At 72.8% G+C, this 13362-nt stretch carries 13 protein-coding genes; 6 read left to right on the top strand and 7 right to left on the bottom strand.

From position 1 onward, the window contains the following. Positions 1-105: 105 nt before the first annotated feature. Positions 106-570, top strand: a complete 465-nt coding sequence (locus ADY59_RS29035; protein ID WP_049568429.1) for an NYN domain-containing protein — start codon at positions 106-108, stop codon at positions 568-570. 32 nt (positions 571-602) lie between these two features. Beyond that, positions 603-1241 (top strand): lysoplasmalogenase, encoded by a 639-nt coding sequence (locus tag ADY59_RS29030; protein ID WP_063780813.1) that lies wholly within the window; start codon positions 603-605, stop codon positions 1239-1241. On the opposite strand, the gene ADY59_RS29025 is transcribed toward ADY59_RS29030, so the two are convergent. The 3 genes from ADY59_RS29025 to ADY59_RS29015 form a co-directional block, all read right to left on the bottom strand. Continuing rightward, complete coding sequence (locus ADY59_RS29025) at positions 1182-3803, bottom strand: phosphoenolpyruvate carboxylase (protein WP_049568426.1); 2622 nt, start codon at positions 3801-3803, stop codon at positions 1182-1184. The two genes, ADY59_RS29030 and ADY59_RS29025, sit on opposite strands and share 60 nt — an antisense overlap. A gap of 68 nt (positions 3804-3871) precedes the next feature. Then, the gene (locus tag ADY59_RS29020; protein WP_049568425.1) at positions 3872-5431 is read right to left on the bottom strand and encodes a hypothetical protein; all 1560 of its coding nucleotides are present in this window, start codon (positions 5429-5431) and stop codon (positions 3872-3874) included. Then, positions 5428-6198 (bottom strand): ABC transporter ATP-binding protein, encoded by a 771-nt coding sequence (locus ADY59_RS29015; RefSeq protein ID WP_049568422.1) that lies wholly within the window; start codon positions 6196-6198, stop codon positions 5428-5430. Before ADY59_RS29015 ends, ADY59_RS29020 begins: the two co-directional genes overlap by 4 nt. Before the next feature lie 36 nt (positions 6199-6234). On the opposite strand from ADY59_RS29015, the gene ADY59_RS29010 reads away from it, so the two are divergent. From ADY59_RS29010 to ADY59_RS29005, 3 genes are all read left to right on the top strand, one after another. Then, on the top strand, positions 6235-7821 hold the full coding sequence (locus ADY59_RS29010; protein ID WP_049568421.1) for an acyl-CoA carboxylase subunit beta: 1587 nt from the start codon (positions 6235-6237) through the stop codon (positions 7819-7821). Continuing rightward, a complete protein-coding gene (locus ADY59_RS49045; protein ID WP_082310491.1) occupies positions 7818-8018 on the top strand; it encodes an acyl-CoA carboxylase subunit epsilon in 201 nt (66 codons plus the stop codon). The genes ADY59_RS29010 and ADY59_RS49045 overlap by 4 nt, the downstream gene beginning before the upstream one ends. A gap of 107 nt (positions 8019-8125) precedes the next feature. After that, positions 8126-9067, top strand: a complete 942-nt coding sequence (locus ADY59_RS29005) for an NYN domain-containing protein (protein WP_049568418.1) — start codon at positions 8126-8128, stop codon at positions 9065-9067. Here the strand turns inward: ADY59_RS29005 and ADY59_RS29000 are convergent. Then, positions 9025-10044, bottom strand: a complete 1020-nt coding sequence (locus ADY59_RS29000; protein ID WP_231618948.1) for an ArsR/SmtB family transcription factor — start codon at positions 10042-10044, stop codon at positions 9025-9027. The genes ADY59_RS29005 and ADY59_RS29000 overlap by 43 nt on opposite strands. A 45-nt stretch (positions 10045-10089) precedes the next feature. Here ADY59_RS29000 and ADY59_RS28995 point away from each other — a divergent pair, with 45 nt between their 5' ends. Continuing rightward, a complete protein-coding gene (locus tag ADY59_RS28995) occupies positions 10090-11337 on the top strand; it encodes an MFS transporter (RefSeq protein WP_231618947.1) in 1248 nt (415 codons plus the stop codon). Here ADY59_RS28995 and ADY59_RS28990 read toward each other — a convergent pair. From ADY59_RS28990 to ADY59_RS28980, 3 genes are all read right to left on the bottom strand, one after another. After that, on the bottom strand, positions 11304-11945 hold the full coding sequence (locus tag ADY59_RS28990) for a response regulator (RefSeq protein ID WP_049568409.1): 642 nt from the start codon (positions 11943-11945) through the stop codon (positions 11304-11306). The genes ADY59_RS28995 and ADY59_RS28990 overlap by 34 nt on opposite strands. Beyond that, positions 11942-13096: a sensor histidine kinase gene (locus tag ADY59_RS28985; protein ID WP_049568407.1), complete on the bottom strand. Its 1155-nt coding sequence runs from the start codon at positions 13094-13096 to the stop codon at positions 11942-11944. The genes ADY59_RS28990 and ADY59_RS28985 overlap by 4 nt, the downstream gene beginning before the upstream one ends. Positions 13097-13119: 23 nt before the next feature. Then, a partial coding sequence (locus tag ADY59_RS28980) for an alpha/beta hydrolase (protein WP_049568405.1) occupies positions 13120-13362 on the bottom strand: 243 nt, incomplete at its 5' end.

The raw sequence follows: 13362 nt of genomic DNA, 5'->3' as shown, positions 1-13362 counted from the left end.
GGAACGTACCCCCGCCCCGGACCCCTTGCAACGTCTCGGGGAATGCTGGTCGATTCCATCAACACATGCTTCACTGGACATCACGTGACAGAAGGGCCAGATGCCGTGAAGCCCACCACCTGGTACCGGGGCAGGGCCGTGCACCTGCTGGACATCGAGAACCTGACCGCGTCGAGCCTGCCCACGACGGCCGAGGTCACCACCGTCATGACGCTCTACCGGTCGATCGTGCCGATCGGGCCGATGGACCAGTTCATCGTGGCGGTCAACCACAAGGCGCTCGTCCCGGCCGGGATCGCCTTCCGGGGCGTGCAGCTCCTCGTCAGATCCGGCCCCGACGGCGCCGACCGGGCGCTCGTCGAGACCGCGTACGTGGACCGCCTCGGACAGCGCTTCGACCGGGTGGTGATCGGCTCGGGCGACGGCTTCTTCACCGAGCTGGCGATCTGGCTGCTGACGCAGGGGGTCGGCGTGACGGTCGTGTCCCGCCGGGGGTCGCTCAGCTGGCGCCTGTACGCCGCCGTCCGTGACTCGGTGGCCTTCGAACCACCCGCCCCGATCGCTGCCTGACCAGGCGCCAAGGTGAGGCGCTAAGGTGAGGCGTGCTCATACTGTTCGGCGTGCTGGCCGTGGCCAACGTGTCCTCGGTGGCGCTCGGGGTCGAGTGGCTGGAGTGGATGACCAAGCCGCTGCTCTGCCCGGTACTGGCGGCGTACGTGCTCCGCCGAGCGCCGGGACGCCGGCTGCTGGCCGCCGCGCTGCTGTTCGCCGCGGCGGGCGACGTGGCGCTGCTCGTGGAGGGGCAGGCCGCCTTCGTCGCCGGGATGACGTCCTTCCTGGTGATGCAGATCTGCTACATCGTGGTGTTCGTCCGCGCCGGGTCCCGGCCGCGCTGGGGTGCGGCGGCCTACCTGGCGGTGTGGACGGGCGCCGCGGTGGTGCTGTGGGAGCCGCTGGGCGCGCTGGCGGCCCCCGTGCTGGTGTACGGCCTGGCCCTGGTGACGATGGCGGCCTTCGCGGGCGGGCTCGGCCGGGTCGCCGGGATCGGCGGGGCGTTGTTCGCGTTCTCCGACTTCCTGGTCGGGCTCGGCGTGGCCGGGATGGGATCTCCCGGCCGGAGCACCGTGCTGATGACGACCTACATCGTGGGCCAGTTCCTCATCGTCCGCGGGGTGCTGGGGTCAGCCCGTGTTCTGGAGGCCGGCGGCGACGCCGTTGACCGAGAGCAGCAGCAGCGTTGACAGGCGCTCGCGTTCGCGGTCGGACGGGTTGCCGGTGCGCAGTGCCGACAGGGCGCGCAGTTGCAGGTGCGAGAGGGCGTCCACGTACGGGTCACGGAGCTGGACGGCGCGGGAGAGGACCTTGCGGTTCTCCAGCAGGCGGGTGTGACCGGTGACCTTCAGCACCAGCGCCCTGGTGCGGTCGTACTCCTCCAGGACCTGGTCGGCGAAGTCCTTGCGGCCGCCGAGGGCCAGGTAGCGGGCGGCGATGGAGCGGTCGGTCTTGGCCAGCGACATCTCGGCGTTGTCCAGCAGGGCGTTGAACAGCGGCCATTCGGCGTAGGCGGCCTGGAGGTCGGTCAGGGAGCCGACCGAGGCGAGACCGGCGCCGAGGCCGTACCAGCCGGGCAGGTTGACCCGCGTCTGAGCCCAGGCGAACACCCACGGGATGGCGCGCAGGTCGTCGAGGGAACGCGGGGCGCCCAGGCCGCGTCGGGCCGGGCGGGAGCCGAGACGCAGGGAGCCGATCTCCTCCAGCGGGCTGACCAGGGCGAACCACTCGGGGAAGCCGGGGGCTTCCGTGAGGGCGCGGTAGGCCTGCTCGGAGGCGGTGGCGACCTGCTCGGCGAGCGGCCGGAACCGGTCGGCGGCGGCGGCCGTGCGGGAGCCGACCGAGGGCGAGGAGGCCATGATGACGGCGTTGGCGACCTGCTCCATGTGCCGGCGGGCGATCGCGATGTGGCCGTAGCGGGCGAAGATGACCTCGCCCTGCTCCGTCACCTTGAAGCGGCCCGCGACCGAGCCGGGGGCCTGGGCCAGGACGGCCCGGTTGGCGGGGCCGCCGCCCCGGCCGAGCGCGCCGCCGCGACCGTGGAACATGCGCAGCTTGACGTCGTTGGCCGCGGCCCACGCCGTGAGCTGCTCCTGGGCCTCGTACAGGCGCAGGGTGGCGGCGGCCGGGCCGAGCTCCTTGGCCGAGTCGGAGTAGCCGAGCATGATCTCCATGCGCCGCCCGGTGGCCGCCAGCCGCTCCTGGACCTGCGGGATCTCCAGCATGCCCGCCAGCACGCCCGGTGAGTTGGCCAGGTCCTGGCCGGACTCGAAGAGCGGCACCACGTCCAGCACCACGGGCCGGCCGCCCAGCGCGTAGGAGGCGAGCTCGTGCACGGCGGCGATGTCGTCGGCCGAGCGGGTGAACGACACGACGTAGCGGGAGCACGCGGTGACGCCGAACCGCTCCTGGATCCAGGCGATGACCCGGATCGTGGCCAGCACCTCCTCGGTGCGCTCCGACAGCTCGCCGCCCGCCCGCAGCTCCTCCAGCGCGGCCGCGTGGACCTGGGAGTGCTGGCGCACCTCCAGCTCGGCCAGGTGGAAGCCGAACGTCTCGACCTGCCAGATCAGGTGCTGCAACTCCCCGTACGCCTGCCGTACGGCGTGCCGGGACAGCGACTCCTGGGCCAGCCGGAGGTCGGCGAGCAGCTCGGCGGGGCTGCGGTAGGCCAGGTCCAGGTCGCGGCGGCGGGTCGCGGCGATGCGCGCGGCGACGAACAGCAGCCACTGCCGGTGCGGCTCGGACGGCGAGCGGGTGGCCAGCTCGGAGACCAGCTCGGGGTGCGCGTCGACGGCGGCGGCCAGGCCGGCGCGCAGCTCGGGCGAGGCCGGGACGAACTGGGCGGCGGCGGTCAGCGTGCGCGCGATGCGGGTGCAGCCCGTCTCCAGGGCGTTGAGCACGTGCTCGGACTGGATCTGGATGGTGTCGCGGGTGACCTTGGAGGTGACGTTCGGGTTGCCGTCGCGGTCGCCGCCGATCCAGCTCCCGTAGCGGATGAAGGGCCTGGCCAGCGGCGGCCGGGTGCCGGTGGCGTCGCTGAGCGCTGCGTCGAGCGAGCGGTAGACCTGCGGCACCATGCGGAACAGCGTCTCGTCGAAGGCGGCCATAGCGGTGCGCACCTCGTCGAGCGGGTCGAGCTTGGTGTTGCGGAGCTGGGCGGTGCGCCACAGCAGGTCGATCTCCTCCAGCAGGCGGCGCTCGTGCTCGGCGCGCTCGGAGGCGCCGCGGCCGGGGGCGTTGTATTCGGTGAGCTGGCCGCTGACCCGCTGGATGGCGGTGACGACGGCGCGGCGGCGGGCCTCGGTGGGGTGGGCGGTCAGGACGGGGTGCAGCTCCAGCTCCCCGACCAGCTCGGCGACCCGGTCGCGGCCGAGCTCGGTCACGGCCTGGGCCAGCGATTCGCGCTGCACCGCGTCCTCGGTGTCGCGCTGGCGCAGGATGCGGATGCGGTAGTGCTCCTCGGCCAGGTTGGCCAGGTGGAAGTAGCAGGTGAACGCGCGGGCGATCTGGACCGCGCGGTCGATCTCCCATCCGGCCGCCATGGCGGCGATCTCGTCGCCGGACACCTCTCCCCTGCGGGCGGCGATGACGGCCTTGCGCAGGCGTTCGACGTCGGCCAGCAGGTCCTCGCCGCCCTGTTCGGCGATCACTTGGCCGAGCAGCTTGCCGAGCAGCCGCACATCGCGGCGCAGCTCGTCCGGCATCTCGGTCACGGCGGCGCTACGGTGCTCAAGCCCCTGGTCAATCATGCTTCGAAGGGTATCCAGTCGTTCAGAACAAGCGCAGACCGGTCTCACTTAATGGACTAGACCACTGCTCACGTGGGACGCGACACGGCCTCCAGCAGCTCCGGCATCCGGACGAACCCGATCTTGGTGGCGAGCGCGCGGCCGAGCGCCTCGATCGCCAGCCCGTACAGGGGGGCGAAGGCGAGCACCCACACGGCGCCGAACGCGGCGGCGATCGCGAACGGCGCGGACAGCACGCCGACGCCGGTGAAGGCGAGCAGGGCGCAGCCGAACGCCTGGCCGCCCTGACCGGGCGCGGCTCCGGTGAAGGCGTTCATCCGCTCGGGCACCGTGTACGGGACGAGCACGCTGGTGACCGAGCCGACGCCGAACCCCACGCCGAGCACGCCCGCCCCGGCCGCCAGGGCCCAGCCGATCGCGCCGGGCTCCCCGGCGAACAGGGCCGAGGCGACGGCGACGAGCAGCAGCACCGGGAGCGCGATCAGCGCGTTGGCCAGGTGCCGGCCGGCCAGGTCGAGGCCGAACTGCCGCTGCGAGCCGAACGCCACCGCGTTCATCCACAGCGAGCGGCCGTCGATCCCGTAGGCGTTGCCGAGCTGGATGGCGATCATCATCCCGCAGAACGCGGTCAGGCCGATGGGCAGGCCGGCGCCGCTCATGCCCTGGCCGGTGAAGGAGAACGCCATCACCAGGACGACCGCGACGGCGGCGAACCAGAGGATCCGATAGCGCGGGTCGCGCCGGACGTACTTCAGCTCCTTGCTCACCACGGCGGCGAGCAGGCCGTCGGGCAGGAACCGGTCGGTCAGGCCGCTCTCGCGGCGCACCGAGGCGGCCTGGGTGGAGGAGTCGGCCGTGACCAGCGCGCGGCCGAGCGCCTTGATCCACAGCCAGCCGACGACCAGGACGACGACCGCCAGGACGGCCACCTCACCGAGGCCGGCGAGCCCGCCGTCGGCGATGGCGTGCGCGGCCAGCCCGGACGGTGTCCACCGCAGCGCCCCGGCCATGTCGTGCAGCATCCCCGCGGGGTCGCCGAACCCGCGGTTCATCAGCAGGTTGGGGAGCTGGAAGAGCAGGACGACGGCGATGGCGGCCACGGCGAGCGCGTCACGGCCGCGCCGGGAGCGCAGCGCGCCCGACAGCGCGGTGGTGACCAGCCGGGAGGCGACCAGGCAGAGCGCGAAGTGGACGAGCACCGACAGCAGCCCGACCAGCACCCCGCCGATGCCGCTCGCCAGCCCGACCAGCGCTCCGGCGGTCACGACCAGCGTGGCGACCGGCCACACGCCGGTCGCCGAGGCGGTGAACATGCCCACGGCCAGCACGCCGGTGCGCAGCGGGAACAGCGACAGCCGCGCCGGGTCGAGGGTGTCGTCGAGCCCGAACGCCATCAGCGGCACGATCATCCAGCCGACGAGCAGCGCCGTGTAGAGGAGCGTGACGACCGCGAGCGCGAGGTCGGCGGGCGCCAGCCGCAGCAGGCTGATCAGGGCGAACCCGCCCACCGCCGCGCCGGCGGCCAGGATGAGCGTGAACGCGAAGCCGACCTGGCGTGCGGTGTCGCCGCGCAGGTTGCCGGTGATGAGGCGCAGCTTGAGCCCGGCGAACAGGGCGACCGTGTTCACCGGCGCTCCGCCGAGCCGAGCCAGCCCAGGCCCTCCCCGGTGGCCGCCTGCGGCCCGCCGACCAGGTCGAGGAACGCCTGGTTGAGGCTGCGTCCGGCGCGCACCTCGTCGATCGGGCCCTGGGCGACGATGTGGCCGCCGCTCATCACCGACACCCAGTCGCACAGCCGCTCGACGAGGTCCATCACGTGGCTGGAGAAGATGACGGTGGAGCCGGAGGCGGTGAAGCGGCGCAGCACCTCGGTGAGCGTGTTGGCGCTGACCGGGTCGACGCCCTCGAACGGCTCGTCCAGGAAGAGCACCGACGGGTTGTGCAGCAGCGCCGCGGCCAGGCCGATCTTCTTGCGCATGCCGGTGGAGTAGTCGACGACGAGCTTGCCCGCGGCCGCGGTCAGGTCCATGACCTCCAGGAGCTCGTCGGCCCGGCGCTCGACCTCGGGCTTGGGGATGCCGCGCAGCCGGCCGTTGTAGAGGAGCAGTTCGCGGCCGGACAGCCGCTCGAACAGCCGCAGCCCTTCGGGGAGCACGCCGATGCGGGCCTTGACCTGGAGCGGGTCGCGCCACACGTGGTGGCCGTCGACGTGGGCCTCGCCGCCGTCGGGGCGGAGCAGGCCGGTGATCATGCTGAGCGTGGTCGTCTTGCCCGCGCCGTTGGGACCGACGAGCCCGGCGAAGCTGCCCGCGGGGACGACCAGATCGACCTCGGCCACCGCTACCTGGGGGCCGTAGCGCTTGAACAGAGCCGTGGTGCGTACCGCGTCCGACATGGATCCACTCTATGAGCAGGGATTAATCTTGCGCGCATGACTGCTGCCGAACCCTTGCCAGACATGCCGGATATTCACACCACCGCTGGGAAGATCGCCGACCTGGAGCGGAGGCTGGACGAGGCCCTGCACGCCGGGTCCGCGGCAGCGGTCGACAAACAGCACGCCAAGGGCAAGATGACGGCCCGCGAGCGGGTGCTGGCACTGCTGGACGAGGGCTCGTTCGTGGAGTTCGACGAGTTCGCGCGGCACCGGTCGACGATGTTCGGGCTGGACAAGCGGCGCCCGTACGGCGACGGCGTGATCACCGGGCACGGCACGGTCGACGGGCGGCAGGTGTGCGTCTTCTCGCAGGACGTGACCGTGTTCGGCGGCTCGCTCGGCGAGGTGTACGGCGAGAAGATCGTCAAGGTGCTCGACCTGGCGCTCAAGACCGGCTGCCCGATCATCGGCATCAACGAGGGCGGCGGCGCGCGCATCCAGGAGGGCGTCGTCGCGCTCGGCCTCTACGCGGAGATCTTCAAGCGCAACGTGCACGCCTCCGGGGTCATCCCGCAGATCTCGCTCATCATGGGCGCGGCGGCCGGCGGGCACGTCTACTCCCCCGCGCTGACGGACTTCGTGGTCATGGTGGACCAGACGTCGCACATGTTCATCACCGGGCCGGACGTCATCAAGACGGTCACCGGCGAGGAGGTGACGTTCGAGGAGCTCGGCGGCGCCCACGCGCACAACACCAAGTCCGGCGTGGCCCACTACCAGGCCTCGGACGAGGACGACGCGCTGGAGTACGTCAAGGCGCTGCTGTCCTACCTGCCCTCCAACAACCTCGACGAGGCGCCGGCGTTCGAGTCGGCCGGGGACCTGGCGCCCGACCCGGAGCTGGACGAGATCATCCCGGACTCCGCGAACCAGCCGTACGACATGCACCGGGTCATCGAGCACGTGCTGGACGACGGCGAGTTCCTGGAGGTCCACGCGCTGTTCGCGCCGAACGTGGTGGTCGGGTACGGGCGCGTCGACGGCCGGCCGGTGGGCGTGGTGGCCAACCAGCCCATGCATTTCGCCGGATGCCTGGATATCAACGCATCCGAGAAGGCCGCACGATTTATTCGAACATGTGATGCTTTCAATATTCCGATCCTGACTTTTGTTGATGTACCGGGTTTCCTCCCAGGAACCGATCAGGAATGGAACGGAATCATCCGCCGCGGCGCCAAGCTCCTGTTCGCCTACGCCGAGGCCACCGTCCCGCTGGTCACCGTCATCACCCGCAAGGCGTACGGCGGCGCGTACGACGTCATGGGCTCGAAACACCTGGGCGCGGACGTCAATCTGGCCTGGCCCACCGCGCAGATCGCGGTCATGGGCGCGCAGGGCGCCGTCAACATCCTCTACCGGCGCGAGCTGGCCGCCGCCGACGACGCCGACGCCAAGCGCGCGCGGCTGGTGACCGAGTACGAGGACACGCTGGCCAACCCGTACATCGCGGCCGAGCGCGGCTACGTGGACGCGGTGATCCGCCCGTCGGAGACCCGGGCCCAGGTCGTCAGGGCGCTGCGCGCGCTGCGCAACAAGCGCGCCACGCTGCCGCCGAAGAAGCATGGGAACATCCCGCTATGAGCGACCATCTGCGCGTCGTGCACGGCGACGCCACGCCCGAGGAGATCGCCGCGCTCGTGGCCGTCCTCGCCACCCGCCACGCCCGCCCGACACCCTCCGTGACCCCGGCGGCACAATCCTGGCGCAACCCCGCGAGAAGCATGCGTAACCCACCGGCGCCGGGGAAGTCGGCTTGGCGGATGAGCGCCCAACCCTAGATAGATCCCGGGAATCGGGTGTCAAGTTCTCCGGGAGTTGGGACTATCTAGAGAAAGTAGGCGTATATAGTCAGCCGATCAACTAACGCCGCGGCCTGGAGGACATCATGGCCATCCCAGACCTCATGCCGCATCCTGTGGCAGCCAAGTACGCCGTCCTTGTGGATGTCGGTTATCTCTACGCTGCCGCAGGTGAAGTGCTGCTCGGCGCCAAGGAGCGCAAGGAATATCGAGTGGCGGCCGATGAGCTCATCCAGAGTCTACAGAAACATGCAGAGGAACGTATTTCCGGGGAGCTTCTGCGGATCTATTGGTATGACGCGGCCCGCGACCGGGTGCCCACCGTCGACCAGCGGGTCATCGCCCAGCTCCCTTGGGTCAAGGTAAGACTTGGCAACCTGAACGCCCGTGGCCAGCAGAAGGGCGTCGACGCGCAGATCAGGAGCGACCTGGAGGCACTGGCCAGGCACCACGCGGTGACCGACACGATCCTGCTGGCCGGCGACGAGGACATGGTGCCCGCGGTGGAGGCGGCCCAGGCGTACGGGGTGCGCATCCACCTGTGGGGCGTGGAACCGCCCTATGGCACCAACCAGGCCGAACGCCTGGTGTGGGAGTCCGACACCGTGGAAGTGATCAGCGCTGATTTCCTGAGGCCCTTTTTCAGCCGTGCTCCCCAGCCCGTCGCGGTCACCCCGCCGGCGGCCGCCCCCTCGCCCGCCCAGGTGTTCGCCGGCCGCGCGCCGGTCAAGCCGCATGTCAAGCCCGGCCAGGTGGCCAAGCTCGGCCCCAGCCGCCCACGCGTGGAGGACGTGGGCGAGCACGTGGCGCAGAAGTGGATCCTCACCCGTGGCCGCGACAACATCCGCGACCTGCTGCCCGGCCCCATCCTGCCGACGGTGATCGACACCGAGCTGCTCATCGAGGCGGAGAAGGAGCTCGGCCACTCGCTGCGGCCCTACCCGGAGGCGCGGGTGTGGCTGCGTGACGGCTTCTGGGCGCGCGTCTACCGCGAGTTCGACCTGGGGGTCGGCGTCTCGTCCAAGTGACCCAGGAGCGCCTCGGCGATCTCCGTCCGCGCGTACATGACGTACCGGCCGGTGCGGTGGGCGGTGCACAGGCCGGCCCTGCGCAGGGCCGTGAGGTGCTGGTTGGCGCCGGGCTCGGAGAGCCCGGCGCGCAGCGCGAGGTCGCGGGTGGACGCGGGCCGGTCGAGCTCGGCGAGCAGGTGGGCGCGCGTGCGGCCCAGCACGGCCGCCAGCGCCTCGGGCGGCTCCGGCGTCCGGCGCTCCCACAGCGTGGCGATGCCGCGCGGCGGATAGCGGACCGTCGGCTGATACGGCGGCGTGGTGACCGACAGGACCCTCGGCCAGGCGAACACGCACGGCACCAGCAGCAGCCCCAGCCCGCGCAGTGACCTCGGGCCCGACGCGTAACGGTTGCTCACCTCCAGCGTGCCGTCGCGCCACGCGACGGTCTCGTCGAGGTCGGCCAGCATGCGCCGGGCGCCGCCTTCGGCGAGCTGCCGGGCCCGGTAGAGGATCTCGCCCTCCAGCAGCGCCCTGATGCGCGGCCAGTACGGCGCGATCGCGGCCTCCCAGTAGGCGGCGACCTCGTCGGCCAGGCGCTCCAGCCCTCTTCCCGGGTCGTCGTACAGCGCGGCGATCCGCCCGGTGCGCGGCGCCCGCACGGCGTCGAGGTCGGACCGTACGCGCGCCGCGGCGGCCCGCATCGTGGCCAGCTCCACCTCCAGGTCGGGGAGCGAGGTGGAGGGCGGGGTGCAGGTGAAGCCCGCGATCGCGATCGTCGGCACGGGGACCAGGTCGGACAGCAGGCCCCAGTCCACCCCGGCCAGCCTCCGGCGCACCTCCTCGGCCCAGGGGCGCAGCAGGGGGTGGGCGGCCGGGTTCTTCACCACGCGGACGCTGGCCACGGCCTCGCCCAGCGGGGAGACGGCGAAGCGGATGTTGGCCAGGTCCCGGGCGGTGAACGTGAGGTCGAGGGTCATGGTGGATTCGCTGCTCACTTAATCCGTGGCGGTCCTGGTCGATATTTCAGCATGTTGACCGGCATGACGACAAATTTGCTGCGTGAGCGCGGGTTCCGCAGCCTCTACCTGGCGGCGGCGGTCAGCCAGCTCGGCAGCCAGATCACCTACGTCGCGCTGCCGCTGCTCGCGGTCACGGTGCTGGGGGCGGGCGCCGGCGAGGTGGGGCTGCTCAGCGCGCTGAGCACGCTCACCGTGCTGGTGCTGGGTCTGCCCGCGGGCGCCTGGGTCGACCGGGTGCGGCGGCGCCCGGTGATGGTCGCCGCCGACCTGGTCCGGGCCGCCGTCCTGCTGTCGGTGCCCGTCGCGTGGTGGGCCGGGTGGCTCGGCATGGGACAGCTGTACGTGGTGGCGGCGCTGGTGGGAGCCGGGTCGCTGGCGTTCGACGTGGCCTCGTACAGCCTGGTGCCCGGGCTCGTGGGGCGTGACCGGCTGACGGCGGCCAACTCGATGCTCGTGGGCACCTCGGCGGGCATGGACGTCGCCGGGCGCGGCGTCGCCGGGGTGCTGGCGCAGGTGGCGGGCGCGCCCATGGCGATCCTGGTGGACGCGCTGTCCTACCTGTGGTCGGCCCTGTGGCTGCGTCACGTCCCCGAACCGACCCCGGCCGCTCCCCCGGCGCGGCTGCCCCTCGTGCCGCAGATCACCGAGGGGGTGCGGTTCCTGTTCGGGAACCCGCTGCTCGTCGGGGTGGCCGTGCAGGGCGCGATGGCGAACCTGGCCTTCCCCCTGTGCTCGGTCCTGCTGCCGGTGCTGGTCGTCGATCAGCTCGGCCACCCGGAATGGGTGCTCGGCGCCTTCCTGGCCGTCGGCGGGGCCGGGGTGCTGGCCGGCTCCGCCTCGGCGCACCTCATCGGCCGCAGGCTCGGCCCCGGCCGGGGCGCCTGGCTCGTCAGCCTGGCCACCGCGCCGGCCGCGCTCCTGGTTCCCCAGCTGGACCGGGGACCGTGGCTGTGGCTGGCGGCGGCCGCCTGGTTCGTCCTGACGTTCCGCACCGGGGTGAACAACGTGCTGCTGGTCAGCCTCCGTCAGCAGGTCACGCCCGACGACATGCTGGGCCGCATGACCGCCACGATGCGGCTGCTGCTCATGGGCGCGCTCGGTCTCGGCGGCCTTCTCGCGGGGCTCATCGGCGAGCTGTGGGGCGTGCGGGCGTCACTCTGGGCGGGCGCCGCCGTCATGGCCCTGAGCTGGGTGCCGATTCTGCTCTCACCACTGCGCCACGCCGGGCCCGCCGCCTACTCCTCCGGCGGCACCAGCCCCGCGCGGTAGGCGTGGATCGCCGCCTGTACCCGCGTCCGCACGCCGATCTTGGTGAGGATGCGGGACACGTGGATCTTCGCGGTGCCCGGGGCGATGTGGAGGTCCCCGGCGATCTCGGCGTTGGAGCGGCCCAGCGCGACCAGGCGCAGCACCTCCTTCTCGCGCGCCGTCAGCTCCGGCGCCGCCGGGCGGGCCGGCGGGGCGGCGAAGCGGCGTACCAGCCTGAGCGTCACCTGCGGGTCGACCAGGCCCTGCCCCCGGTGGGCGGCGCGCACGGCGGCGAGGTAGAGGCCGGGGTCGCCGTCCTTCAGCAGGAACCCCACCGCGCCCGCCTCCAGCGCGCCGAACAGGTACTCGTCCGTGTCGAACGTGGTCAGCGCCACGATCGGGACGCCGGGCGTACGGGCCAGGACGCGCCGGATGGCGGTGATGCCGTCGGTGCCCGGCATCCGGATGTCGGTGAGTATGACGTCCGGGCGGTGCTCGCGGGCCATCCGGACCAGCTCGTCCCCGTCGCGGGCGGCGCCCAGGAAGTCGATGCCGGGCTCGGGGCTCAGCAACTGCCGCAGCCCTTCCCTGGCGAGTTCCTGATCGTCCGCCACCAGCAACCGGATCATCGCCCACCGCCCGGACGGCCCGCATCCGACGGGTGGGCGGCGGTCGGCGGGTCGGCGGGAAGGTCCGCGCGGACGCGCCAGCCGTGGCGGCCGCGTGGCCCGGCGTGGAAGCGGCCGCCGAGCGCCGCGACGCGCTCCCCCATGCCCGGCAGCCCGCGCCCGCCGTCGGACCCGGCGCCCGGGGCGGGGCTCCGGCGGCGGGGACCGGGGTCGTCGATGGTGAGGGTGACGCCGGTGGCGCTCTCGCGGAGCTTCACGGTGGCCTTTCCCGCCGCCGAGTGCGTGGCCGCGTTGGTGAGGGATTCCTGGACGACGCGGTAGACGCAGGCCGCCGTGTCAGGGGTGAGGGTGTCGTCGAGGCCGGGCGCGAGGTCCAGGGTGACGTCCAGCTCGGAGCCGCCGCTGCGGGCGGCCAGGCCGGGCAGGTCGGCGAGGCCGCGGGGCGGTTCGGGGTCCGGGCGGACCAGCGTGGCGATGAGGGCGCGGATCTCGGCGAGGGCCTCGGCGGACAGCGCGGCGATGCCTTCGAGGGCACGGTCGGCGTCGGGGTCGCGGCCCGCCAGGGCGCGGCGGCCGCCGACCGCCTGCAGGCGGATCGCGCTGAGGTGGTGGCCGACGATGTCGTGCACGTCGCGGGCGATGCGGGCCGCCTCCTGGGCGCGGGCCCGCTCCTCCCTGGCCCGCTGCAGCCGTACGGCCTGGGCCGCGCGGTCGGCGCGCAGCCGGAGCGCGTAGCCGGCGGCGACCGGGGCCGCGCCCGCCGCCGCGTAGACGGACAGGGCGGCCACGTCCGGGTCGCCCATCGTCACCGCCCAGCCGACGGAGGCGGCCAGCAGGACCAGCCGCAGCCGGTGGCGGTGGTAGGCGGCCGAGGCGACGGCCAGCGCCAGCACCCACGTCCCCGCGTCCTGCCGCAGCGCGAAGGCGGACACGAGCACCACGGCCGCGGACGCGAGGACGGCGGTCAGCGGCGCCCTCCGCCGTACGGCCAGCGGGGCGCACACCGCCACGACGGGCACCGCCCACTCCGCCACCGCGCGCACGCCGGTGAGCTGGAGCGGCTGACCGCGCAGCCACGCGTCCAGCGCCGAGACCGCCAGCGCGACGACGGCGACGGCGATGGCCAGCAGGGCGTCCGGGTGGCGTCTCACGGGACCCAGTCTCGCGCCGCGTCCTACGCCGCCGCGCAGGTGGTGCCCGGCACCGGGAGCTCGCCGTCGATCAGATAGCGGTCGACGTGCCCGATGGCGCAGGGGTTGCCGTGGTTGACGTAGAGGCCGTGACCGACGCCGGTGTAGGCGACGGTGACCGAGCCCGGCACCCCGCCGGTCAGGGCCCGCACGGAGCCGTACTCGTAGACCGGGGCGACGCCCAGCAGCGGCGGGGGGGCGGCGGCGGGAGGCGGCGCGGGCCGGCC

It is taken from the genome of Nonomuraea sp. SBT364, from assembly GCF_001083785.1.
Taxonomy (GTDB): domain Bacteria; phylum Actinomycetota; class Actinomycetes; order Streptosporangiales; family Streptosporangiaceae; genus Nonomuraea.
The sequence above is the reverse complement of the archived record's forward strand: the minus strand, read 5'-3'. Positions and strand labels throughout refer to the sequence as shown.

What these genes read in the sequence shown, in the direction of transcription:
- ADY59_RS29025 (WP_049568426.1), bottom strand. Translation starts at nt 3,803, where the DNA reads ATGATTGACCAGGGGCTTGAGCACCGTAGCGCCGCCGTGACCGAGATG.
- ADY59_RS29015 (WP_049568422.1), bottom strand. Translation starts at nt 6,198, where the DNA reads ATGTCGGACGCGGTACGCACCACGGCTCTGTTCAAGCGCTACGGCCCC.
- ADY59_RS29010 (WP_049568421.1), top strand. Translation starts at nt 6,235, where the DNA reads ATGACTGCTGCCGAACCCTTGCCAGACATGCCGGATATTCACACCACC.
- ADY59_RS49045 (WP_082310491.1), top strand. Translation starts at nt 7,818, where the DNA reads ATGAGCGACCATCTGCGCGTCGTGCACGGCGACGCCACGCCCGAGGAG.
- ADY59_RS29005 (WP_049568418.1), top strand. Translation starts at nt 8,126, where the DNA reads ATGGCCATCCCAGACCTCATGCCGCATCCTGTGGCAGCCAAGTACGCC.
- ADY59_RS28995 (WP_231618947.1), top strand. Translation starts at nt 10,090, where the DNA reads ATGACGACAAATTTGCTGCGTGAGCGCGGGTTCCGCAGCCTCTACCTG.
- ADY59_RS28990 (WP_049568409.1), bottom strand. Translation starts at nt 11,945, where the DNA reads ATGATCCGGTTGCTGGTGGCGGACGATCAGGAACTCGCCAGGGAAGGG.